Source organism: Hyalangium sp. (genome assembly GCF_035629615.1).
GTDB lineage: Bacteria > Myxococcota > Myxococcia > Myxococcales > Myxococcaceae > Hyalangium.
Genome location: NZ_DASPHO010000564.1, coordinates 1 through 24,164, shown reverse-complemented (window position 1 = coordinate 24,164; position 24,164 = coordinate 1). Strand labels below are relative to the sequence as shown.

Below are 24,164 nucleotides of genomic sequence, written 5' to 3'. Positions count from 1 at the left end.
GTCCGGTACGTGCGGTCCACGAAGCCCAGCACATCCTTGGCCACATAGTCGCGGTAGCGCCCGATCGCGTCGCTGTTGATCCACTGGCTGCCCCCCAGCGACGTCCACCCATCCGGGAACACGCCGATCACGGGAGGGATTGCCCCGGACTCGATCATCGCGTCCAGCCGGTCCAGCACGCTGAGCGTGAACGCGGAGGCATTCGCCCACGAGGCCCCGCTGTTGGAAAAGGCGTGCAGGAAGTACACGGCCGGGTAGCGCTGGGTGCCCTCGCCGTACCCGGGCGGCAAGTACACCCTCAGCTGCCGGCGGCCGACGTCGCCCAGCGGGTTCGACTCCAGCGCGGGCCCCTGCAGGTCGCGCGTCTCGAGCACTCCCTTCATCCGTGAACTCCCCTCCGAGCCCCGCTCAGGAGCGGGAGCCAGGTTGCCTACCGAAGATCTTCATCACCTGCTGCAAATCTTCCCACGCCTTCTTCTTCTCTTGGGGGCTGCGCAGCAGGTACGCCGGGTGGAAGGTGGGCATCAGCTTCACCCCTTGGTACTCGCGCCACTGCCCCCGCAAGCGTGTAATGGGTGTGGAGTCCCGAAGCAACGTCTGTGCCGCGAACTTCCCCAGCGCGACGATCACCTTGGGCTGAAGCGCCAGCAGCTGCGAGCGCAGGAACGGCTCGCAGGCGGTGATCTCGTCCGGCTCCGGGTTGCGGTTGCCCGGCGGTCGGCACTTCACCACGTTGCAGATGTAGACGTCGTCCCGGCTGAAGCCCATCGCCTGGATCATCTTCGTCAGCAGCTCACCCGCCGGTCCGACGAAGGGGACCCCCTTCAGGTCCTCTTGCTCTCCCGGGCCCTCACCCACGAAGACGAGCTCGGCGCGCGGGTTGCCCACCCCGAACACGATGTTCTTCCGTCCCGTGCACAGCTTGCACCGCTGGCAGTCCCCCAGTTCGCGCCGGATCTGATCCAGCGTGGGGCGCTCGCCCTCCACGACGCCCGGGAGGACCCCGGAGTACGGCGGCGCTTGCTGCGGCACGTCAAGAAGCATCCCCTTGCTCGCCGCCGGAGCCAGCTGGGGCGCGGGAGCGGTGGGAGGGGTTCGGGGCGCAGCGGCCGGGCTCGGAGGTGCCTCCAGCGCCCGGGCTCTCGCAGGGACAGCCGCCGAGGGCGTTGTTGGAGCCTCAGCAGGCGCGGCGGGCTCCGGGGAGGCCGCACGCCCGGGGGCAGCCGGGGGCTTCGTGCTCCGAGGCGTCACTATCGCTCGCAGTGAAGCCGAGCGCTCGGCAGCCTGCTTCGCCGCGTCGACGAGCAGCTCACGGCCCCCCGCCTCCTCTTGCCACAGCAGGTGGCGGCGCAGGTCCTCTACGACTTCACTCAGTTCTTCGGCGGAATCGCGCGGATCGTTCACGGTAGGCCGATCGGTAATAGAGGCGGTGCCACCCACACGCTTACCGCAGGGGCGAGCATGGCGCCATGGTCAACGGCACCATCCTACAGGTAGGCCGCGCCGAGTCCAACGCGCCACGTCACCTCGCGCTCCCTGGCTCCTGCCCCACCAGAGCGGGCGCATGGGCCAGAAGCAGCTCCAGGATCCCCTGGGCGACCTCGCGCTTGGCGCCGTCCAGGTCCTTCCGCACCCCCGTCCGGGTCAGCACTGTCACCCGGTTGGTGTCCGTCCCGAAGCCCGCGCCCGGCACCGTCACGTCGTTGGCGACGATGGCGTCCAGGCCCTTGCGCTCCAGCTTCTCCCGGGCGTGCTCCAGGACTTTCTCTGTCTCCGCCGCGAACCCCACCAGCAGCGGCCGCTGCTTCGCCCCCGCCACCTTCCGCGAGGCCTCCGCGAGCACATCGGGCGTGCGCACCAGCCGCAGCTCCTCGGGCGCCTCGCCCTTCTTCACCTTCTGCGGCGCCCGGCGCTCCGGCCGCCAGTCGCTCACCGCCGCCGTGGCGATGAACCAGTCCACCGTCTCCACCCGCGCGAGCACCTCGCGCGCCATGTCCTCGGCGCTCACCACGTCCACCACCTCGAGCCCGGTCCGATCCACGGCCCCCACCGGCCCCAGCACCACCGTCACCTTCGCCCCGAGCGCCCGTGCCGCCTCCGCCAGCGCCAGCCCCATCTTCCCCGTGGAGGGGTTGGAGATGAAGCGCACCGGATCCAGGAACTCGCGCGTGGGGCCCGCAGTCAGCAGCACCTTCTTGCCCGCCAGGGGCCCGCTGCCCAGCAGCGCCGCCGCCGCCGCGACGATGTCCTTCACCTCCGCCAGCCGCCCGGAGCCCACGTCCCCGCAGGCCAGCAGCCCCGCTCCAGGCCCCACCAGCCTGAAGCGCGGATCCGCCACCAGCGCCGCCACGTTCTCCTGCGTCAGCCGGTTCTCCCACATGGCCACGTTCATCGCCGGGGCCAGCAGCACGGGCCCTCGGAAGGCCAGCAGCGACGTCGTCACCGCGTCCCCGGCCAGGCCCGCGCGCACACGCGCCAGCAGATCGGCCGTCGCGGGGGACACCACGAACAGCTCGGCCCAGCGCGCCAGATCCAGGTGCCCGAAGTTCCCTTCCTGGTTCGGATCGAAGTAGTCCGTGAGCACCGGGTGCCCGCTGAGCGCCTGGAAGGTCAACGGCGTGACGAACTGCTTCGCCGCCTCCGTCATGGCCACGCGCACTTGAGCGCCTGCTCGCCCCAGCTCGCGCACCAGCTCGCACGCCTTGTACGCCGCGATGCCACCGCCTACTCCCACGACTACCCGGCGTCCCTGCAATGCCGATGCGTCCATGGGACTTCCTTACGCGCGGCCGAGCGGGCTCGCAACCTCGTGACGCCGCTTCAGCGCACCATCGAGACTTCCCGCACGCCTGGCACCTCCACCGTCTGCACCATGGGCCCCTCCGGCGACTCCGCGTGGAAGTGCGCCCACACCACCGTGTAGCGCCCCGGCGGCAGGCCCTGCATCGTCACCCGCTCCGAGCGAGGTTGGTAGATCATCTGCGCGTAGCGAGAGCGCATCAGCTCCAAGGGCGCGCCGACCAGGCCCGCTGCGTCGCCGGCCACCACCCAGAGCGCCTTGCCGCGCTCGGGCTTGATCAGGATCGTGAGCGAGCCGGAGCCCGGCGCCGCCCCGAAGTCCAGCCGCATCGCCGTGCCCTCCACGCGCACCAGCAGCGCGGGCTCCCCGGCGAACTCGCGATCCGCGCCCAGCATGAAGCGGTAGCTGCCCGGAGCCATGTCCACGGAGTACTGCCCGTCCGGCCCCGTCACCACGACGACGGCATCCCCGCGCTCGGTGTTCACCCCATCGAGCTGGAAGCCCGCCGCGGGCTGTCCGCTCGGCAGGTATACCGTGCCGCTCACACGCGTGGCCGGCCGCAGTGTCAGCTCCAGCGGCCCGTTGTTCCCGCGGCTGAGGGTCTCCGTCGCGCTCAGCCGGCCCTTGCGCGCGGACACCGAGTACTGCACCACGTAGGGCGGACTGGAGATCGTGAAGCGCCCGTCCGGCCCGGAGAGCACGGACTCGTCACACACCTCGCACGTCACCACCGCGTCTGGCGCTGGGGCGCCGCTCTCGTCGCGCACCAGCCCGGTGAGCGTGGGGGCCCGCTGCAGCACCAGATCGCCCAGATCCGGCGCCACGGGCCGATCCACCATCAGCGGCTCGAAGCCCGCCGCGTCCACGGAGATGATGACGCGATCCCCTGCCACCGGCAGGGAGACCTCGAAGCGCCCATCCGGTGAGGAGACGTCATGCTCGTCCAGCCGGAAGCGCTGCACGGGCGCCCCGTCCTCGGCCACCACGCGGCCCCGGAACATCGGGCGGCGCTTGAGCACGACCTTGACGGGCGGGCCTCCCGGAGTGCCCTCGGCCCGCTCCACCTGGTCGTACCCCGGGTGGCGCCCCTCCACGCGGTAGGTGCGCTCCGGCCGCAGCGCGCGGATCTCGAAGCGCCCGCGCGCATCGCTCGCCACCGGCTCGGCGCCGCGAGGCATCACCGCCAGGGTGGCCCCCGCCACGGGCGCTCCCTGCTCGTCCATCACCTCTCCCCGGAGGGTGGCGCCGGGCTTGAGCTCGGCAGTCACCTTCAGGACCTGGGCCTCCTCCACCCTCACCTGCTGGCGCTCCGAAGCCAGGTAGTCCGAGTGCGAAGCCACCATCCAGTAGCTGCCCGCCGGCAGGCCGCGCATGGGCACCACCCCGTCCGGCCCCGAGGGCCGATCGCTGCGGAAGATGCCCTGGTGCTCCACCCAGAGGATGACGTCCGCTCCCTCTACCCGCCGGCCCTCGGACGTCACCGTCACCTCGACGGCCGCGCCCGGCTCCAGCTCCAGCCGCACCCCGGACGCGGGCGCCGTCACCTTCACCTTGCCGCCCCCCCACTCGGAGTGGTGCGCGTGCAGCTCGTAGAGGCCCGGCGTGGGCACCTGGGCCGTGAAGTGGCCATCCGCATCCGCGAGCACGGCGTCGCCAATGGGCTGGACCAGCACGGAGACATTGGGTGCGGGGCGCCCGTACTCGTCGATGACCTGACCCGAGATGAGCGTCGCGCGCGTCATCTCCAGCTCGAGCGGCGTGTCTCCCGCCTTCACGCGCGCGGGGAGCTCCACATCCCGGAACCCCTCGGCTTGACCCTGCACCACGTAGTCTCCCACCCCCAGCGGGCCCAGCTCGACGAGCGCCCCCGTGGAGGCCTTCACCTTGTGGACCACCTCTCCCATGGCGGTGCGCAGCGTCACCTCGGGCTGGGGCACGGGCTGGCCCGCGTCGTCCACCACCGTGACGAGCAGCTTGCCCGCCTCCTCCAGCTCCACCGTCACCAGGGTGAGGCGCTCCTCCAGGGTGATGGTGCGTGGCGCCGAGCCCAAGCTCCCGGACTCGGCCGTGATGACCAGCTGGTCCGGGTAGAGCCCGGTGAACCGCGCCGGCTCTCCCTTCGTCCGCAGCTCGCGCGACAGGTGATCCGACTTCAGCCGGACGGTGGCCGCCACGGGCGCCTGGTTGTGCACCACCCGGACCTCCAGCGTCCGCGCAGGCGTCAGCTGAATGCGCACCGGCTGGGGGCCCGCCTCCACCTGGGGCTCCACCGAGGGCATGAAGCCCTCCGCGCTGGAGACGATGTAGAACGGACCCTCGCCCAGCCCGTCCAGCGTGAAGCGGCCATCCCCTTCCGACACGGCCTCATCCGGCAGCGCCGTGCGGCGGGACACCGCGTAGACGTGTGCTCCTGGCACCGGCTGCCCTGCGTCATCCACCACCAGCCCGGTGATGCTGCGCAGCACCGGCAGGTACAGATCCACCGGCTCACCCGGGGCTGCGCGCTCCCGCATCGCCACGCCAAAGCCCGTCGCCTTCGCCCAGACGGAGAAGGAGACGCCTGCCAGGTGCTCGAAGCGGAACTTCCCCTGCGCGTCCGTGCGTGCGGCGGCCCGAGGCGCGAGGAAGCCGTGCTCGTGCTCGAAGAAGGCCAGCGCCTGGATGCCGCTCTCGCGCGCCGTGCAGGACAGCAGCGGCTGGGAGCACTCCTCGCACCGCACGGAGGTGATCGTCTTCTGCGCGCTCGCCGAGAGGAACACCTCCGCGCCAGCGATGGGACGCCCGGAGGGCTCCAGCACCCGGCCCGTCAGGCTCAACCCCTCGGCAGCCCCCGAGGACACCTCCACCTCCTGGAACGCAGGCAGGGGACGCGCCGCGGCAGTCTCCGGAGTCGAAGTGTGGGTGGCTGGATCAGACTCTGGCTGGAGCCAGAACACGGCCGCGCCGACCCCCAACAGGACTGACGCCGCCCCTATGACGAACCATTTGCGCATCGGAAGCCAGGCCGGAACTTAATCCGCGGCATGCCCGCGAACCGCCCTTCTTTTCTGGAAATTCCCCGCTCGTTCCCCCCTGGACGATCCTTGTACGGCAAGGTGCACTGCCGCGACTGAGCCCATCTGCTCACCCGTAGACGCTGCAGAGCTCCGGCGCGCCGTCCGTCGCCGACCCATCCGTCGATTGCCGCACGCTCATACCCCACACCGGGTCGGCAGACTCCCGGGCACATGCCACATTAATCCGACCTTCCTCTAATTTCAGAGGATGCGCGACCGGGGGGCCGCGATGAAAGAAGCAAGCTGGACGCATGAGTTCTTGGATTCGATGCGCGAGCAGTGTGATCCACCCGCGGACGAAGCCGTTCGCAACCTCTTCCAACGTGAGAAGGTCCAGGCCGCCAACGCGCTGATGAAGCAGCTGGTAGTCAATGAGAACGTCTCGCTGGAGATGCTCGCGCCGCCGCTCCGAGGCTACTTCGAGCAGAGCGGCCAGCTGCCCTCCTGGACGAACGCGAACCTCCTCCGCCAGGGCGAGCAGGTCTTCGGGCGCTACGGTCCTCACATCATCACCGCGCTCTTCTGCGCGTCACTGCCCTCCTGCTACAGCGCCGCGAAGGGTGTCCAGGTGCTGCACCTCACGGCGCGCATGGAGACGGACCCGCACCGCCGGATCGTCGAGACGGGGCAGATGATCGTCGACGTCATGGCTCCCGGAGGGCTGGGGATGGGCGGCCGGGGCCTGCGCTCGGCCCAGAAGGTGCGCCTGATGCATGCGGCCGTGCGCTACCTGATCCGTCAGAGCGGCCGGTGGGATCCCGCGTGGAACCAGCCCATCAACCAGGAGGACATGGCGGGGACGCTGCTCACCTTCTCCACCGTCGTGCTGCGCTCGCTGGAGCGGATGGGCTGCATGCTCTCGGACACCGAGCGCCGGGCCTACTACCACACCTGGCGGGTGGTGGGGTACGTGATGGGCATCCGCGAGCACCTGCTCCCGGAGAGGCTGGAGGATGCCATCCGCCTCGAGGGCCTTATTCAGCAGCGGACCTCCGGGGCCACGCCCGAGGGGCAGGCACTGACGCAGGCGCTCTTGAAGCTGATGGAGCACATCGCGCCCGGGAACCTCTTCGATGGCCTGCCATCCACGCTCATGCGCCACCTGATGGGAGACGCCACCGCGAACCTGCTCGCCGTGCCGCCCTCGAACTGGACGCGCCTGCTCGTGGGGCCGCTGCGGGTGCTCGGCTGGGTGAGCGATGGGGTGGTGTCTCTTCAAGGGCCGCAGGCGGCACAGCTCGTCGGGCTGTTCGGCCGAAAGCTGGTGGAGGGACTCTTCTGGGTGAACCGCGGGCCGGCGCGGGTGCCCTTCCGCCTCCCGACCGCGCTGCGCGAGTCCTGGGACGTGCGCGGCTGGGAGCAGGCCCGCCTATAGCCCGGCCCGAGTCAGCGGGGCGCCGAGGGCCTGCGCGGGCCCTCGCGCCCCGCGGGTGAGCTTGCGCTCGAGGCGGGAGATGCGGTGGCGCTGCTCCTCGGGGGACTCGGCCGTGGTGGTGAGGCGTGCGTGGTGCAGGGCCCGCTCGGGATCCTTGAGGGCGTGCTCGTACAGCTTGGCGAGCGACAGGTGGAGGGGCGCCGCCTGGGTGCCCCTCGCGGACGTGAGCGCCTGCTGCAGCAGGGCCGCCGCGGCCCCGGAGTCTCCGGCCCGGCGTGACAGCTGCGAAGCCAGCGTGAGCGCCTCGACGCTGACGGTGCCCCCGCCCCGCGCCGCGGCCTGGGCGAAGGTCTGCGCCCGCGCGTAGTCCCCTGCCCGCATGGCCACGCCCGCGAAGCCCAGCAGATCGCGTGGATCCTCCTCCTCGGCCCGGCTTGTCCGGAAGCGCCGCACCAGCTCGCCCAGCAGCGCCGCCAGGAGCAGGAGATCGTTCGCGTTGTGCTCCAGCACCGGGGTGAGGGCCGCGCTGCTCCCGCCACGCAGGAAGCGGAAGTAGAGGTCCGGGATCAACGCCCCGTCCACGTCGCCGACGCGGCGGTGCCCCAGGACATGCTCCTCCAGCTGCACCAGGCGTGTCCCGGAGCCACGGTGCTTGAAGACCCGGCGCGAGCAGTGCAGCAAGTCCAGGTGCGGCAGCTCCGTGGGGACGGGCAAGCGGTTGAGCACGAAGCGTGTGCGCAGGAGCGGCCAGTCGAAGCTCTTCCCGTTGAAGGTCACCAGGCAGGAGGACTCCGCCATGCGCTCGGCCAGCACGCGCAAGAGGGGGCCCTCCTCGCCCAGCCGGCGCAGGAAGAGCTGCTGCACCCGGAGTGAGCGTTCCTCGAACCACGCCATCCCCACCAGGAAGGGCACGGTGCCGGTGCCTCCCGCGAGCCCGGTCGTCTCCGTGTCCAGGTAGAGCACCCGCCGGAAGTCCACGCCCGCCAGCCGCGGATCCAGCGCGAGGCTGGCGACCAGCGCCGCCTCCACGTCCCACGCGCCCACCAGGGGGGCCGAGCCGTGGTGATGCTCCGGGAGCAGCAGGCGCTCGGCGATGTGGACCAGCCCGTGAGGTGTCATCCGAGGCTCGGCGGGCAGCGGGCCTGGGGGCGGCGGAGCCGAAGCAGCTCGACGGCCCGAGGCGGTGTTCTGGCGCTCGGCCCAGCTCCCGAGCATCTGGCGCAGCGCCTGGATGCGAGGATCCTGTGCCTTCCGGGCCTCCGGCTCAGGGGACGACGGAGGGGCCGGGAGCGACTCTGGCTCAGGGGAAGCAGGAGCTGTCGTGGCCACCGGCTTGCCGCCAGGGCCGATGCTCGAGAGCCGTGACAGCTTGCGCTTCAGGTCCACCGGCCACCTCGCCTACTGCGTCCTCGAGCCCAGCGCCGAGAGGATCTCCAGCCCGAGCTGCTTGCGAGGATGAGGCTCCGCCCGCGCGCCTCCGGGTACCGTGCCCGCGGCCGGGCCGATGCAGGCAGGACACCCATCCTCACAGGGGCACGAGTCCAGGAGCCGATGCGCGCGCCAGAGCAGCTCCTGTCGCTGATCGAAGAGGCGTGCGGCCAGCCCCACTCCCCCAGGCACGTTGTCGTAGAGGAAGATCGTCGGGTCGAACCCCACTGCTCCATCCTTGCGAGGCGGCCCATCCGCGTCGTCCTTGCTCCCGAGCGTCCTGCCCAGATCGCGCGGATCGATCATCAGCCCGATGCAGGCCACGATCCGCAGCGCGTTGGCGATCCCGCGCAGCGAGTCGATGACCGCGGGCCGAGGCGCGTTCATGGAGCGCACCACCGCCTCCGGCACGGTGAGCCAGAGCGAGGTGGTGTGCATCTGCATCTCCGGCAGGTTCACGTCGCCGTAGCCGACGTTCTCGTGGGTGTGGAACTTGATCTTCTTGTAGCCCACCACCTTCTCGATGACGCTCACCTCGCCGAACCCCGCGCGGAGATCCGGGCCCATGGGGGCCTCCTGATCGCTCTGGATGACGTTCACCCGGACGTAGGTCATCGCGTCGGTGAAGTAGTCCGGCGCCACCTTGCGCACGTAGGCCTTGTGGTTCTCGTAGTCGAACTTCTCGACCTGATACTGCTCGCCCTCGTGCTGGTAGATGGCCTGCTCGTGCAGCATGGTGTGCGCGGAGCGGAAGTCCATCTCCGCCAACGTCCGGTCCGAGCCCAGCTCGATGATGACGACGTTGTCCCAGCCCACGCTGCGCAGGGAGACGTGGTTGGCGGGGTACGCGTCCGCGGACCAGTGGAACACGCGGCGGCCGTCGGCGCTCGGTGAGGGGTGCACGACCTGGTGCTGCGTGAGGAACCCGAGCGCATCCGTGGTGGCCTCGGGCGGCACGTCCCCGAAGCCATCCCCCTCCTCGAAGGGGAGCTCGAAGGCAGCGCACTTGAGGTGCTGGACGAGGATCTCCACGTTGTCCGGATCGATGCGCGCGTGCTCCACGGGAGCGCCGATGAGGTGGCGCGGATCGGCCGCCAGGTACTGGTCCAGCGGTGCGCTGGAGGTGACGAGGAGCGCGAGGCTGCCCGCGCCGCGACGCCCGGCCCGCCCGAAGCGCTGCATGAGCGCGGCCACCGAGCCCGGGTAGCCGGCGCATACCACTGCGTCCAGCGAGCCGATGTCGATGCCCAGCTCCAGCGCATTGGTGGCCACCACGCAGCGCACCTCGCCAGCGCGCAGGGCGGCCTCGGTGGCTCGGCGGGTGCCTGGGAGATAGCCGCCGCGGTAGCCCTGGATGAGCGCCGGGTCCAGCTTCTCCTCGATGAACCGATCCCGGAGGTACTTGAGCATCACCTCCACCGCGTTGCGCGACTGGCCGAACAGCAGCGTGGAGACGTTGGAGCGCACCAGATCCGCCACCAGCCGCACGGCGCTCTTGAGGTAGCTGGCGCGGATGCCCAGCTCCGCGTTCACCACGGGCGGGTTGTAGACCATGACCCGGCGCTCGCCGGTGGGCGCGCCGCTCTCGGAGACGAGCTCCACCGGCCGCCCGAGCATCCGCTCCGCGTGCGCCTTCGGGTTGCCGATGGTGGCCGAGGCGAAGACGAAGACAGGCGACGAGCCATGGAACTGCGCCACTCGCTGGAGCCGTCGCAGCACGTTGGCCAGGTGCGAGCCGAAGACGCCCCGGTACGTGTGCAGCTCGTCGATGACGACGTAGTGCAGGTTGGAGAAGAGGCGCGCCCAGTTCGCGTGGTGCGGGAGGATGCCGGTGTGCAGCATGTCCGGGTTGGTGAGCAGGACGCCGCTGCGCTCGCGGGCCGCCCGGCGCGCGTCGCCCGGCGTGTCTCCATCGAAGGTGATGGCGCCGTGATCCAGCCCGGCCTCGCGCAGCAGCACGCGCAGGGACTCCTCTTGATCGCGGGAGAGTGCCTTGGTGGGGAACAGATAGAGGGCGCGCGCCTGGGGCACGCGGGCGAAGCGCTCCAGGAGCGGCAGGTTGTAGCAGAGGCTCTTGCCCGAAGCGGTGGGCGTGGCGATGACCAGGTTCTTCCCGGAGCGCGCCAGCTGGAAGGCTTCGGCCTGGTGGGAGAAGAGCCGCTCGATGCCGCGACGCTGGAGGGCCTCGCGCACCGCAGGCGCCACATCGTCTGGGAGCGAAGCGTAGATGCCCTCCCGGGCCGGGGTCACCTCATCGAGGACGAAGCCCGGCCAGAGCTGCCGGTCGGTGTGCCACCCTTGGAGCACGGCGTCGAGCCCGCGCGGTCCGGCCCACGGGATGCGTCGGGCCCCCGCGAAAGCCCCTTCTTCCTTCTCAGCCTTCATGGGGCTGGACACTGTACAGACGTGCACCTCCAGGAGCAACTGGAGTTCCTACGTCTTCGCGATTCGGCGCTCAGCCGAGCACAGGGCTTGGGATGCCCTCCTCCGACCCGAGCATCACCCTTGAGCACCGAGGACACCTCGCCCTGCTCGGCATCCATCGCTCCGAGAAGCGCAACGCGTTCGATCTGGCCATGCTCCGAGCCGCCGGACGCTGTCCGTCCAAACCTGTCATACAAGCTGACAGGTTCGAGCCATGCGCCGCCGGCAGCTCACCCTGAGACTCGGAGCGCTGAGTCTGCAGGATGAGCTCGCGGCCGGTGCAGTCGGCTCTGCCCCTCTGCTCGATGCTCACCGCCGAGGTTGCGCCGACACGGCACGAGCCTCGGGCTCCCGCACCGCCAACCCCTTCTCCTTGGCGGCGCTCGCCGAGGAGATCTGCAGCAGCGGCGACTGGGACGCGTAGAGCAGCTTGTAGGCGTTGTAGCTGCCGAGCACGTTCTTCACGTACTCGCGCGTCTCGTCGAAGGTGATGTGCTCCACCCACTCGTCGATGTCAGCCTGCGGTAGGGCCTTCTGCCAGCGCTCCACCGCCGAGGGCCCCGCGTTGTAGGCGGCCACCGCGAAGGCGGCGTTCCCACCGAAGTGCTTGAGGAGCTGGCCGAGGTACGCCGCGCCCAAGCGGACGTTGTCGGCCGGCTGCAGCAGCGTCTGCTCTCCCACCGCCGAGAGCTTGAGCGAGGCCGCGACCTGGCGCGCCGTCGCCGGCATGAGCTGGGTCAGCCCGAGCGCCCCAGTGGAGGAACGCGCGCGAGGATTGAAGCGGCTCTCCTCCCGGATGAGGCCCTGCAGCAGATCCGGATCCAGCCGGTTCGTCTTCGCCTGACGCTCGATGATCGTGCGGTACGCGAGCGGCCAGGTGGCCTCCCAGATCGGCCGGGACTGGGAGCTCAGCGGGCCACGCACCTCCTCGCGCAGCGTGGAGCGGGCCACCTTCCGCGCCGCCCAACCTCGCCCGGTGCGCTGGAGGATCTGGAAGAGCAGCCGCGCCGGTCCCTCCGACAGCGCCCGCGGGTCCACCGCGAGCAGCTCATGCACCGCACCCGGCATACCCAGCCGCATCAGCTCCACGCCCGCAGCAAAGCGCGGATCCTGGGCGAGCCCGCCCAGCGGCAGCGGCCAGACCACCCCCGGCTCCGCAGCTGGCTCCGCGACAGCCGTAGTCACGGGCTGCACGGACGCCACGGAGACCGGCGTCGCTCGGACCAGGCGCCCAGGTGCCAGCAGCGCAAGGCGCGAGCGGGCCAGCATCCCGTACCAGGTGGCGGGGCGATCGGTGGCGATGCGCTCGTACCCGGCGAGTGCCGCCGGCACCTCGTTCTGAGTCTCCATCACCCGCGCGTGCCAGTACCGCGCCCGCCAGAGCGCCTCATCCGTCCGAGCAGCCTGTGGCAGCTGCTCCACAGCCTGGAGCGCAGCCAGTGCGGCCGCACGCTCTCCACGGCGCTGGTGGAGCCAGAACGCGCGGAAGAGCGCCTCGGACGCAAAGTTGCCCGCGGGGTAGCGCTGGGCTAGCTCCTCGTACCGGGCCATGGCGGTGTCCAGCTGCCCCGTGCGCTGGAGCAGCCAGCCCTCGAAGAAGAGGGCGTCGTCCGCATAGCCGTGCTCGGGATAGTCCCGTGCGAGCGTGTCATAGGTAGTGATGGCGGCCTGCTTGTCCACCACCGACTGCGAGTAGCCCAGCAGGTAGAGCGCCTGGGGCCGGACCTCCGGCAGGTGGCACTGCTGCACCACCGGCGTGAGCACCTGGATGGCCTTGCGATGCTGCCGCTCCTTGCGCAGGGCCTCGCCATAGATGAGGCGCGCATTGCAGGACAGCGGGTCAGGCAGGTTCACGTGAGGCAGCACTCCATCCAGCAGCTCCATCGCGGCGGAGTTGCGGTGCAGATCCACGAGCGCATCAGCCCGGCGAACCCTCCACTTGATGGGCAGCGGCAGACCCGCCAGCCGCCGCCGGGCGCGCTCCGCCTCCCTCGACAGGGGACTGGTGGCCCACACCTCGAGCAGCGCCTTGTGCTCCACGTTGTACTGGCCCTGCTTGCGCGCCAGGTCACAGGTCGCCAGCAGCGCCTGCATCCGGATCGAGTCCGGCCCGCGGGCCTTGCGGCTCTCGATGAGCTCCGCCAGCGCGCCCAGCGCCCCGTGGATGTCGCGACGGCGCTCGAGCACCCGCGCCAGCTTGAAGCGCGCCTCCGGGTAGAGCGGGGAGCCCGCGTCGACCGCTCGATAATGGCTGGCCGCTGTCTCCAGCCGGCGCAGCTGCTCGGTGGCCTGGGCCGCGCGCATCCTGCAGTGATCGCGCAGGGGCACGTACTCCTCGGCCAGCGCCGCGAATTCCTCGGCCGCGGTGGCGAAGTCCCGCATGTTGAGCGCGCTCTGCGCCATCAGGAACCGGACGGGGAGCGTGGCCTCCTGCTCGGAGAGGAGCGCACGCGCGCGACGGTAGCGGCCTCGATCGTACTCTGCCCGCGCTCGGGCCAGCGGCCCCGCGGCGAAGTACGACGCAAGCTGCTCCAGCCCGAAGGTGGCCTCCGTGAGCTCGGCGCCGGAAGGCTGTTCGGCGGGAGAGTCCAGCAGCTGCTCGAGCTGCTCCTCTGAGAGCACCTCGTCGGAGGAAGCCTCTTCACCAGGAGCCTGCGCCCAGACCGGCCTCCCCCCGAGTACGCCCACGCACACCAGCACCACCCACGCACCACGAAATCCGACCATGCCAGCACCCGCCCGTTGTCCTGGGCTCACAGGGATGCTCACGAGGCGTGCGACCGGAATCGGGTTCACGCGAAGAACGCGTGCAGCCGTCTTCCAGGTGATACCCAGTGGCGATAGCCCCTCGGCGGTTGCACGAAAACCGACGGCAAGGCGCTCTGCGCTCACCTACTCCATGCGTAGGGAGCGATGGGCGCCAGTAGCGGAAGGACCCACCTGCGCCCCCTCGCTACGACTCACGATCCATACTTGAACCAGCTCGTGCAGTGGCAGATCCGGCAGCGCCGCTCGCGGTCGATCTGGCATGACTCCCCGTAAGGACAGCGGATGAGCTGCTCCGCACAGTACGGCGCCTGCTTCCGCTTGAGCGAATCCGTGGACACCTCGATCGAGAGAGGCACCACCTTGCGCTCACGGTCGGGAACTCCTCCCTGGACCGCCACCGTCAGGAAGGCCTTCGTCTGGACGAGGCGGTCATGCATGGCCTCCATGCTGCTCCGGGTGTACCAGGCAGCGCCCGCGGGGATGGCCCTCCGTGCCTCCTCAATGATCTTGAGGTGGGTCCAGGGAGAGGGCCCGAGGAGCTGCGCGTCGATGGTGCCGATCTGGTAGCGCTCACCGAGCTGGACCGTCACCCAGACCCGAGGCGGCCGCGCCCCGGAGCCCTTGTTCTCTCCGGGCGCCACCTGCGCGTCGATCCAGCCGAGCTGCTGGAGCCGATCCTGGAGCACGCGCGCCGCCCACGTCTGGCACCAGCCAGGCTGGGTGTCCTGGGTCATCCCGGGGAGGTTCGTGAGCACGCACGCCTGAACGGGCTCCGGCAACACCTCCATCCCGGGGACGGCGCCAGGTGAGGTGGTGGGCCAGAGCTGGCACTCTCTGGGAGGCACCACGCCCTGCTCAATCTCGAACCCGTCACAGAAGAAGGAGGCGGCTGAGCCGGCCGGCGCTGGCGGTGACGCGTGGAAGACGGGGGCCGCGGAGACAGGCTCCGGCTGCGGCGCCGGGGAGCTGGGGGCAGCAAGGGCAGAGGCCACAGGCGCCGGAGCTGCCGCCTGGGAGGAGGGAGCAGCAGCGGGCTGCGGGGAAGCCTGGCGCGGCTCCTCGGGAGGAGGGGGCTGGACGATCACGCAGGCGCACGCCAGGAGCGCGCTGCCCAGAAGGAGGCTGAAGCGGTTCATGCGGACTCCCAGGCTCGGGACATCAGTCAGGTGACTCCGTGCCATCTCCGCGGGGCGCGGCCCAGGTGCTCCGCGCCCCCTGCCCTCTTCACTCCTCGGCGAAGGGCTGGACGGACTGAGCCACCGCCAGCTCCTGGCGCGCCTCGCTCAGCTCCGAGTTCGTCGCGCGCAGCCGGTCCGACAGCACCTGCACGAAGCTCCAGAGCATCTTCACCGCGAGGATGGACTCGCGCTTCATCAGGCTCATGAGGTCCGGCCGGGAGATGACCATCGTCCGCGTGGGCTCGGTGGCGCGCACCGTGGCCGAGCGCGGCGCATTATCGATGAGCCCCATCTCGCCAAAGTGCCCACCGGCGCGCAGCTCCGCGATCTCCACGCCGTTCTTCTCGATCACCACGCGGCCGCGGATGACGACGAACAGCTCCTCGCCCGGCTGCCCCTCCACGACGATCTCCCGCCCCGCGGGGAACGTGCGCGTGGTGGCGATGGACAGCACCGCCGTCTGCTCCTTGTACGTGAGGTGGCGGAAGAGCGGGATCTTCCGCAGCGCCTCCATGCGCGACTGCGCCTCGCTCGTCTCCTCGTTGGCCACCGCACCGTCGCCGGCCATCTTCACCACGACCGCGGTGATGTTGTCCTTGCCGCCGCGCTCGTTGGCCGTGTCGATCAGCTTCTTGGGCAGATCCCCCGTCGCCACCGTGCTCACCAGCGGCAGCATCTCCTCGTCCTCGATGTAGCCGTGGAGGCCATCCGAGCAGAGGATGAACACGTCGCCCGGCATCAGGTCGACGATGAGGGTGTCCACCTGCACGGACTCCTGGATACCCACCGCGCGGGTGATGACGTTGCGGTACTGCGAGCTGGCCGCCTGCTCCTTGGTGATGGTGCCGGCCTTCAGCTGCGCGGCCACCAGGGTGTGATCCTCGGTGAGCCGGTGGCACTGGCCGTGGCGCACCAGGTACACGCGCGAGTCGCCCACGTGGCCTATGACACCCTTGTTCCCGCTGAGCGCCAGGCACACGAACGTGGTGCCCATGCCGCGCTTGGCCGCGTCCGCCAGGGCCATCTTGTAGATGTCCGCGCACGCGCGCTGGATGGCCACCTCGACGAGCGCCGCCGCCGCCGCGCGGCTGTCCTGCGAAGGGTTGGAGGCCAGATCCTTCAGCAGGTGCTTGTTCGCGGAGATGTGCTGCTTGACGACCTCGGTCGCCCGCGCACTGGCCACCTCGCCCGCGGCGTGACCCCCCATGCCGTCAGCGACGATGTAGAGCCCCAGCTGCGGCTCCACCAGCATTGCGTCTTCATTGTGCTGACGCTTCCGGCCAACGTCGGTCAAACCAAAGGCTTCTGTGGTCAATGCCACTGCGACACTCCCGTGACTCCGAGGGATGACTCCGCACGTTACGCAGCCGAGCGAAGGACTGGCAAGGACCGGCGACGTGCCAGGTCATCTCCAGTCCGCAAAGAACCCGAACAGCGCTCCCCCCAGAAACTGGCGTGCCACACTCCGCCGCCGGTAGCTGAAGGGCTCGCCGTACCCGCCACTCACCCCAAGGACCACCGGTCCCACCCGGTAGCCCACATGAATCCGCCCCTCCATCAGCCCTGCCGAGAGGCGCTCGGCCGGCAGATCCCTGAAGTGGGCACCATACCAGACAGGTCCTCCCGTCACCTGGAACCCCCAGTGCAAGCCCTCCGGGTCCTGGTAGCGGTACCCCACCCCCGCCATCACGGTGTGCTGATAGAAGGAGTGCATGGGCGCGTCATACCCTTCGAGCGCCGTCTCCGGCAGCCCCGCCGCCCACCCCCCCCCGCCTTCCAGCAGCACGACGAGCGCATCCTTGCGCTTCTCGAAGAACGTCAGCTGCCACTGGAGCCGGGCCTGGGGTGTCACGGACCCATTGCGGAAATAGGTGCCCAGGAAGGCGCCTCGGGGCAGCCAGACGGGCGTCTGCCCAGAGCGCCGGGCGGGGGGGTCGAGAGGGTCCGTCTGGGCCACGGCAGCCGAGGAGAGCCCGAACACGAGGGAAAACAGGAGCAGTTGGCGGGACATGCCATCTTTACCGCCACTCCAGACGGCGCTTGTCAACGAAGTGTTCGGTTCGCTATAGCAGGGACTGTCCACCGGCTGTACCGAGAGGGTGCTTTTGGCCACGTCGCTTCGGGCGTTCGTTTTCCTCGACTCACTGCAGCCGCAGCTTGCCGCGCATATCTGCACCACGTGCCGTGGCTACTTCCCTGTGCCCTACGTGGCCTCGCTCTTCGTGGAGATTGCGCCAGGCATGGCCATCCACGGGCTCATCGACACCGCGCTGAAGGGCACACGGGTGTTCCCGGCCACGCTGGTGGTGGAGCGCGCCTACGGCATGCTCGAGGTGCACCACGAGGACAAGGGCGAGGTACGCAGCGCCGGCGACTCCATCCTCAAGTTCCTCGAGGCCAAGGAGGAGGACCGGATCAAGCCGAAGCTCGTGTCCAACACCATCATCCGCGCCATCGAGCCGATGCACGCGATGATCCTCGACAAGATCCGCTTCGGCTCCCTGATCGAGCCCGGCGAGTCGCTCTTCATCCTGGAGTGCGAGCCGGCGGCCTACGCGGCGCTGGCGGCCAACGAGGCGGAGAAGGCGGCCAACGTGAAGCTGGTGGACGTGACGCCGTACGGCGCGTTCGGCCGGCTCTACATGTCGGGCTCCGAGGCAGAGATCGACGCGGCGGCGGCGGCGGCGGTGGCGGCGCTCAAGGGCATCACCGGCAAGGAGCCGGCGGCCTTCAAGGAAAAGTGAATTTCGGGCCGCGCTCTCACGGCACGGCGTGACGTGGTTTCACCGCAACAGCGGAGAGGAACGAACAGATGGCGGATGCACTCGGGCTGATCGAAACGAAGGGCTTCGTTGGCATGGTCGAAGCGGCGGACGCGATGGTGAAGGCGGCCAAGGTGGAGTTCGTCGGCTACGAGAAGATCGGCGGAGGCTACGTGACGGCCATCATCCGCGGCGACGTGGCGGCGGTGAAGGCGGCCACCGAGGCGGGCGCCCGGGGCGCCGAGCGCGTGGGCGAGCTGGTCTCCGTGCACGTCATCCCGCGCCCGCACGGCAACCTGGACCTGGTGCTTCCGCTGGGCCGCAAGGACAAGGGCAGCATCGAGAACACCTGAGCCGGGAGCCCTCTCCCTCGGGGGGGGCCAGGCTGAGGCATCCAGGAGCCGCGCATGCTGATGGGCAAGGTCATGGGGACGGTGGTCTCCACCCGCAAGGAGCAGGAGCTTGAGGGCTTGAAGCTGCTCGTGCTGCGCGGCATGGACCTGGAGGGCAAGGTGAACGGCCCCGTCGTGGTCGCAGTGGACGCAGTCGGAGCCGGCGTGGGCGAGGTGGTGCTCTATTGCTCCGGCTCCAGCGCCCGGCAGACCCAAGTCACGAAGGACCGCCCCGTCGACGCCACCGTCATGGCCATCGTCGATCAGCTGGAAGTGGGCGGAACGCTCAAGTACGTGAAGGACTAGGAATCCCCCCATGCCAGTTGTCAGAGTCCGGGCCCCCAAACACCCGGCGCAGTTTGACTCGCTGGTTCGCAAGGTCACTGAGACAGCGAGCGATCTGCTCGCCCAGAGTGACCGGGTCCTTGTCGTGTACGGCAAGCAGACCGCCAGCATCTACTACGAGGGTTCGGAGCTGCCTCCGTCGCTGCCCCGGGCCTCGTGACGTGAAGCGGCGGGCGCCCTGCCCCGCCAGGAGCCTCGCCGAATGAGTTTCGACGCGAAGCAGATCGACTCGATCGTCGATCAGGTGGTCCGCAAGCTCTCCAAGGAGCTGTCGGATCTTCCTCAGCCAGTCCCTGCCCCCGCGCAGCCGCCGCATGGCCATGCCGATGACCGGCGTGGCAGCGAGCGCCGCTACGGCACCACCCCGCTCACCCCCGAGGCCCGGCCCTCCGTGCCTGCCCGGGCGCCCGCCTTCCACAAGGGCCGCAAGGGCATCTTCGACGACCTGGACTCCGCCACCCAGGCGGCCCGCGCCGCCTTCGAGCAGTGGGGCGAGACGACCCTGGAGGTGAGGGATCGGGCCATCGAGGCCATGCGCGAGGCCACCCGCCGCGCCGCCCGCGAGCTGTCCGAGATGGCCGTGCAGGAGACGGGGCTGGGGCGCGTGGAGGACAAGATCAAGAAGAACCTCCTGTGCGCCAACAAGACGCCGGGCACGGAGATCCTCCGGCCCGCGGCCTTCACCGGCGATCACGGGCTGGCGCTGCTGGAGCGGGCGCCCTTTGGCGTCATCGGCTCCATCACCCCCACCACCAACCCCACCGAGACGATCATCAACAACGGCATCGGCATGGTGGCCGGTGGCAACGCCGTGGTCTTCAACGTGCACCCGAGCGCCAAGCGGGTGAGCGCGCACCACATCCACCTGCTCAACGAGGCCATCGTCTCCGCGGGCGGGCCGGAGAACCTGCTGTGCGCGCTGGCCGAGCCGACGATCGACTCGGCGCAGGCGCTGATGAAGCACAAGAACGTGCGCCTGCTGGTGGTGACGGGCGGGCCGGCGGTGGTGCGGGCGGCGATGAACTCGGGCAAGCGGGCCATCGCGGCCGGCCCGGGCAACCCGCCCGCGGTGGTGGACGAGACGGCGCACCTGGATCGCGCGGCCAAGGACATCGTCGACGGCGCGTCCCTGGACAACAACATCGTCTGCATCGTGGAGAAGGAAGTCTTTGCCGTCGCCTCCATCGCGGACCAGCTCAAGCAGCAGATGGAGCGCCAGGGCGCCTTCGAAGTCACGGGCGCGGCCATCCACCGGCTGGAGAAGCTGGTGGTGCATGACGGGCACCCGGTGAAGGACTGGGTGGGCAAGGACGCAGAGAAGATCGCAGACGCGGCGGGCATCCGGGTGCCGAAGGGCACGCGCCTGCTGTTCGCGGAGGTGGACGCCAGCCACTCCTTCATCCAGGCGGAGCTGCTGCTGCCGGTGCTCGGCTTCACGCGGCTGCGCAACGTGGAGGACTGCATCGCTGCGGCCGTGCAGGCCGAGCACGGCTTCGGGCACACGGCGACGATGCACTCGACGAACCTGGATCACCTCAACGCGATGGCGCGCGTCATCAACACCTCCATCTTCGTGAAGAACGGGCCGTCCTTCGCGGGCCTGGGGATGACGGGCGAGGGCTACACCTCTTTCACCATCGCCTCCCCCACGGGCGAGGGGCTCACCACCGCGCTGAGCTTCACCCGCGAGCGGCGCTGTACCCTCAAGGACGCGTTCCGCATTGTCTGAGCCCCTGCCACTGCCCGGCCCCGCGCTGGCGCTGCTGGAGCTGGACTCCATCGCTCGCGGCTACGTCGTGGCCGACGCGGTGGTGAAGCGCGCGATGGTGACGCTGTCGCTCGCGGAGGCGGTGACGCCGGGCAAGTACCTGCTGCTCTTCTCCGGCGGCGTGGCCGAGGTGCAGGAGTCCTTCCAGGCCGGGCTCGAGGTTGCGGGCCGCACGCTGCTGGACAAGCTGCTGCTGCCCATGGCGGCCTCCGGGCTGGTGGACGGGCTGCAAGGCCGCTTCCCCGGGACGTTCGGTGAGAGCGTGGGCATTGTGGAGACGCATACGGTGGCGGCCGCGCTGCTGTGCGCGGACACGGCGCTCAAGCGCGCGGACGTCGTGCTGGAGCGGCTCCAGCTCGCGCGAGGGATCGGCGGCAAGGGCGTCTTCGTGCTCGCAGGAGCGCTGCACATGGTAGAGGCCGCGCTCGAGGGGGCGGCGGCCGCGGTGGAGCCGCACCTGCTGCTGACGACGGAGCTCATCCAGCGCCCCAGCCCCGAGCTGCGCGGCCGAGTGCTCTAGCCTCTCACCTCTGCGCTGATCTGATGTGATGGGCGCGTCCTGGACCGGACCGAACGATCACTGCACCGTGGACTGGTGGACGGAGCCCGTGCGTGGAGCAGATCCCGCACTCCCCGACTTCCCGGGGCATGCCTAAAAGCTCTCGCCATGAGCAATGTGAGCATGCCCGTCGGGCGGGAGGGAACGGCGGCGGATCACCCTCTCGAGCCACGGCAGGCAGAGGCCGCAGTCGCTCGCGAGCCTGCTCCTCCCCAAGCCTCGGAGCTGCCCTACCGCGATCTCTTCCTGGCGCTGGCCGAGGAGCTGCCGGACGCCGTCTTCACCAAGGATCTCCAAGGCCGCTACACCTACATCAACAGTGCGGGCGCTCGGTTCCTGGGCTTGCCCGTCGAGAAGATCCTCGGCCGCAGGGATCTCGAGCTGATGAGCCCGGAGGAGGTGCAGAACACGCTGGAGTTCGATCGGCAGACGCTGCTGGCCGGGCGCACCTTGCGCGCGGAGATGAGCGAGTGGATGGCCGGAGTGCAGCGGGAGTGGCTCTCCACGAAGGGAATCCTACGAGGGCCGGATGGCCAGGTGATGGGACTGTACGGCATCTGCCGGGATGTATCGGCTCACCGGCGCACGGAGGCGGCCCGGAACCAGAGCGAGGTGCTCTTCCGGGCCGCGTCGACCAGCAGCTTCGACGCCTTCTTCATCGTCCGCGAGGAGCCCGAGGGGCTGCGGCTGATGCGGCTCAACTCCCACGCCGAGGCGCTGCTGGGCTGCGCGGCCCGCGCCGTGGAGGGGCGCCTGCTCTCGGACTTCCCCCTGCTGGCCTTCATCGCACCGCTGCCGCTGTGCCAGGAGGTCTGGCGGACGGGCAAGCCCCACGACGAGGAGCTGAAGCAGGAGCTGCCGGGGCGCGGCCGCCGCTGGTTCCGCCGCCAGCTCAACGCGGTGGGCGACTGCATGGCGATCCTCGTGCGGGACGTCACCGAGCACCGCGAGAACGAGCTGCGCCTGCGGCTCAACGAGCGGATGGCGGCCGTGGGGATGCTGGCGGCGGGGGTGGCGCACGAGATCAACAACCCGCTGGCCTTCGTGCTGAGCAACCTGCACTACATCGAGAAGGAGCTGCGCCGGCTGAAGCTGAACCAGCCCGACATGGGCGAGATGATGGAGGCGATCACCGACGCGCGTGACGGGGCCGAGCGGATGCGCGGCATCGTCCAGAGCCTGGGGGCAATGTCGCGGGGGGACTCCATCAGCACCCAGCCGATGGATCTGCACGAGATGCTGGACAGCGCGGCGCAGCTGACGGCGGAGCGGCTGCGGGGCCGGGGGCAGCTGGTACGCGTCTACGGGGAGGTGCCGCTGGTCCTGGGCAACCCAGTGCAGCTCTCCCAGGTGTTCGTCAACCTGCTGGTCAACGCCGCGCAGGCCCTGCCCCCAGCAGGCGAGGGCGAGGTGCGCCTGGTGACACAGCTGCACAGCGACACGATGGTGCGGGTGGAGGTGCAGGACAACGGCTGCGGCATCCTCCCGGAGAACCTCGAGCGCATCTTCGATCCCTTCTTCACCACCAAGCCGGTGGGGGAAGGCACGGGCCTGGGGCTGTCCATCAGCCATGACATCATCCGCGGGCTGGGCGGAGAACTCACCGTGAGCAGCACGCCGGGAGTGGGCACCACGTTGCGCGTCCTGCTGCCCGTGGCCCCGGAGCTGGCAGACCCGGAGCCCGTTCAGGACACGGTGCGCTGATCCTGCTGCAAAGAATTCTGCCCCAGACGGAATTGTTGGGGGATGTTAAAAAATCGAGCAAAATGGTCCTGGGGGAAACCGATCCATTCTTGAGCCATGGAGGAAGTCGATGAGGCACCCAGGAGCAGGCTCCCAAGATCCAGAGCAGGAGCCAGCGTCTCCGGGCACGCCGCCCATGGTCCCCTCGGAGCGGACGCGCCTGGAGGAGCGTCTGGAGGCCAGCCGTCGGCTGATGGATGCGCTCACCCAGGTGCACGTCGATCTCGTCACCCAGGGAGATCATCGCGCGCTCTTCGGGCGGCTGCTGACGCTCATGCTCCAGGAGACGCAGAGCGAGTATGGCTTCATCGCGGAGATCCTCCGCTCACCAGAAGGGCAGCCGTATCTGCGCAGCTACGCGCTGACCAACATCGCCTGGACGGACGAGCTGCGCGCGATCTACGCCACGAGCGCCTCGCAAGGACTGGAGTTCCGCAACATGGACACGCTCTTCGGCGCGGTTGTGACTTCGGGGCAGCCGCTTCTCACCAACGATGCTCCGTCACACCCCAGCGCCGCCGGCGTGCCGCCGGGCCACCCCCCGCTGCGAGTCTTCCTGGGGGTCCCGTTCAGCGTCCACGGAGAGCTGGTGGGAATGGTGGGGATCGCCAACCGGCCCGGAGGGTATGAGGAGGACCACATCGAGTTCCTCAAGCCGCTGCTCACCACCTGCGGCATCATCACCTACGCCCGGCGCAGCGAGGTGCGGCGGCGCGAGGCGGAGCAGGCGCTGGAGGAGCAGCGCCGCCGCCAGCAGGAGGAGCTGGAAGAGCGGGTCCGCCTGGTGACGCGGGAGCTGGAGGCGCGCCAGGCCCAGCTCATCCAGGCCGAGAAGCTGGCCTCGCTGGGGCAGATGGCGGCCAGCATCGCCCACGAGATCAACAACCCGGTGAGCTATGTCGCCAGCAATGTCTCCACGCTGGACGAATACATCCGCGTCCTGCTCCAGCTGATCGGGCTCTACCATCAGGTGGAGCAGGGCCTGGGCTCCTCGCCACCGGAGACCGTGGCGGGGCTGTTGGAGCAGGTGCGGGAGGTGCGGGAGAAGGAGCGCCTGGAAGAGATCCTCCAGGACCTGAAGGAGCTGCTGGGGGACTCGCGGGAGGGGATCAGCCGCATCCGGGAGTTCGTCCAGAGCCTCAAGACTTTCGTGCGGGAGGAGTCCGGGACGCCGCAGCTGGCAGATCTCAACCAGGTGCTGCAGACGACGCTGCGCATGCTGCGCCACGAGTTCAAGCACAAGTGCGAGGTGCGCACGGAGCTGGCCTCGCTGCCGCTGCTGCGCTGCTTCCCCACCCAGCTCAACCAGGTCTTCACGAACCTGCTGATGAACGCCGCGCAAGCCATCGAGCAGTGGGGGGAGATCCGCATCACCTCCGGGCTGGAGGGGAGCGAGGCGGTGGTGCGGATCACGGACACGGGACGGGGGATGGGCTCGGAGACGCTGGCGAAGCTCTTCACGCCCTTCTTCACCACCAAGCCCGCAGGCCAGGGGACGGGCCTGGGGCTGTCCATCTGCTACGTCATCATCGGCCGGCACAAGGGACGCATCGACGTGGAGAGCG

At 69.7% G+C, this 24,164-nt stretch carries 19 protein-coding genes; 9 read left to right on the top strand and 10 right to left on the bottom strand.

Features of this window, described 5'->3' with window-relative positions:
• The 4 genes from VD972_RS28570 to VD972_RS28555 all read right to left on the bottom strand — a co-directional run.
• On the bottom strand, window positions 1–383 hold a 383-nt coding region (locus VD972_RS28570), incomplete at its 3' end, for an alpha/beta hydrolase (protein ID WP_414654149.1).
• Window positions 384–408: 25 nt separating this feature from the next.
• Window positions 409–1,404 (bottom strand): uracil-DNA glycosylase, encoded by a 996-nt coding sequence (locus tag VD972_RS28565; RefSeq protein ID WP_324991920.1) that lies wholly within the window; start codon window positions 1,402–1,404, stop codon window positions 409–411.
• A 118-nt stretch (window positions 1,405–1,522) separates the two neighbouring features.
• Window positions 1,523–2,770, bottom strand: coding sequence for a bifunctional phosphopantothenoylcysteine decarboxylase/phosphopantothenate--cysteine ligase CoaBC (gene coaBC, locus VD972_RS28560; RefSeq protein WP_324991919.1), 1,248 nt, complete (start codon window positions 2,768–2,770; stop codon window positions 1,523–1,525).
• A gap of 50 nt (window positions 2,771–2,820) precedes the next feature.
• Window positions 2,821–5,793 carry a carboxypeptidase-like regulatory domain-containing protein gene (locus VD972_RS28555; RefSeq protein ID WP_324991918.1) on the bottom strand — a complete coding sequence of 991 codons (2,973 nt, stop codon included), beginning with the start codon at window positions 5,791–5,793 and terminating at the stop codon, window positions 2,821–2,823.
• Window positions 5,794–6,124: 331 nt separating this feature from the next.
• Between VD972_RS28555 and VD972_RS28550 the strand changes: the two genes are divergently transcribed.
• On the top strand, window positions 6,125–7,231 hold the full coding sequence (locus VD972_RS28550; protein ID WP_324991917.1) for an oxygenase MpaB family protein: 1,107 nt from the start codon (window positions 6,125–6,127) through the stop codon (window positions 7,229–7,231).
• Here the strand turns inward: VD972_RS28550 and VD972_RS28545 are convergent.
• The 6 genes from VD972_RS28545 to VD972_RS28520 all read right to left on the bottom strand — a co-directional run bounded on the left by VD972_RS28545 (window position 7,226) and on the right by VD972_RS28520 (window position 17,041).
• A complete protein-coding gene (locus VD972_RS28545; RefSeq protein ID WP_324991916.1) occupies window positions 7,226–8,617 on the bottom strand; it encodes a ribonuclease H-like domain-containing protein in 1,392 nt (463 codons plus the stop codon). The genes VD972_RS28550 and VD972_RS28545 overlap by 6 nt on opposite strands.
• A 12-nt stretch (window positions 8,618–8,629) precedes the next feature.
• On the bottom strand, window positions 8,630–11,044 hold the full coding sequence (locus tag VD972_RS28540; RefSeq protein WP_324991915.1) for a DEAD/DEAH box helicase: 2,415 nt from the start codon (window positions 11,042–11,044) through the stop codon (window positions 8,630–8,632).
• Between the two features lie 348 nt (window positions 11,045–11,392).
• On the bottom strand, window positions 11,393–13,810 hold the full coding sequence (locus VD972_RS28535) for a transglycosylase SLT domain-containing protein (protein WP_324991914.1): 2,418 nt from the start codon (window positions 13,808–13,810) through the stop codon (window positions 11,393–11,395).
• 233 nt (window positions 13,811–14,043) lie between these two features.
• Window positions 14,044–14,988 (bottom strand): hypothetical protein, encoded by a 945-nt coding sequence (locus VD972_RS28530; RefSeq protein ID WP_324991913.1) that lies wholly within the window; start codon window positions 14,986–14,988, stop codon window positions 14,044–14,046.
• Between the two features lie 88 nt (window positions 14,989–15,076).
• The gene (locus tag VD972_RS28525) at window positions 15,077–16,351 is read right to left on the bottom strand and encodes a Stp1/IreP family PP2C-type Ser/Thr phosphatase (protein ID WP_324991912.1); all 1,275 of its coding nucleotides are present in this window, start codon (window positions 16,349–16,351) and stop codon (window positions 15,077–15,079) included.
• Window positions 16,352–16,435: 84 nt separating this feature from the next.
• Window positions 16,436–17,041, bottom strand: a complete 606-nt coding sequence (locus tag VD972_RS28520; RefSeq protein WP_324991911.1) for a hypothetical protein — start codon at window positions 17,039–17,041, stop codon at window positions 16,436–16,438.
• 94 nt (window positions 17,042–17,135) lie between these two features.
• On the opposite strand from VD972_RS28520, the gene VD972_RS28515 reads away from it, so the two are divergent.
• The 8 genes from VD972_RS28515 to VD972_RS28480 form a co-directional block, all read left to right on the top strand.
• Window positions 17,136–17,774 carry a BMC domain-containing protein gene (locus tag VD972_RS28515; RefSeq protein WP_324991910.1) on the top strand — a complete coding sequence of 213 codons (639 nt, stop codon included), beginning with the start codon at window positions 17,136–17,138 and terminating at the stop codon, window positions 17,772–17,774.
• 68 nt (window positions 17,775–17,842) lie between these two features.
• Window positions 17,843–18,145, top strand: coding sequence for an ethanolamine utilization microcompartment protein EutM (eutM, locus tag VD972_RS28510; RefSeq protein ID WP_324991909.1), 303 nt, complete (start codon window positions 17,843–17,845; stop codon window positions 18,143–18,145).
• 54 nt (window positions 18,146–18,199) lie between these two features.
• Window positions 18,200–18,490 carry a EutN/CcmL family microcompartment protein gene (locus VD972_RS28505; RefSeq protein ID WP_324991908.1) on the top strand — a complete coding sequence of 97 codons (291 nt, stop codon included), beginning with the start codon at window positions 18,200–18,202 and terminating at the stop codon, window positions 18,488–18,490.
• A 10-nt stretch (window positions 18,491–18,500) separates the two neighbouring features.
• Window positions 18,501–18,689 (top strand): hypothetical protein, encoded by a 189-nt coding sequence (locus VD972_RS28500; protein WP_324991907.1) that lies wholly within the window; start codon window positions 18,501–18,503, stop codon window positions 18,687–18,689.
• 42 nt (window positions 18,690–18,731) lie between these two features.
• A complete protein-coding gene (locus tag VD972_RS28495) occupies window positions 18,732–20,258 on the top strand; it encodes an aldehyde dehydrogenase family protein (RefSeq protein ID WP_324991906.1) in 1,527 nt (508 codons plus the stop codon).
• The gene (locus tag VD972_RS28490) at window positions 20,251–20,817 is read left to right on the top strand and encodes a BMC domain-containing protein (RefSeq protein WP_324991905.1); all 567 of its coding nucleotides are present in this window, start codon (window positions 20,251–20,253) and stop codon (window positions 20,815–20,817) included. The genes VD972_RS28495 and VD972_RS28490 overlap by 8 nt, the downstream gene beginning before the upstream one ends.
• A 147-nt stretch (window positions 20,818–20,964) precedes the next feature.
• Window positions 20,965–22,560: an ATP-binding protein gene (locus tag VD972_RS28485; protein ID WP_324991904.1), complete on the top strand. Its 1,596-nt coding sequence runs from the start codon at window positions 20,965–20,967 to the stop codon at window positions 22,558–22,560.
• A 109-nt stretch (window positions 22,561–22,669) separates the two neighbouring features.
• Window positions 22,670–24,164: GAF domain-containing protein (locus tag VD972_RS28480; protein ID WP_324991903.1), on the top strand; the 1,495-nt coding region annotated here is incomplete at its 3' end.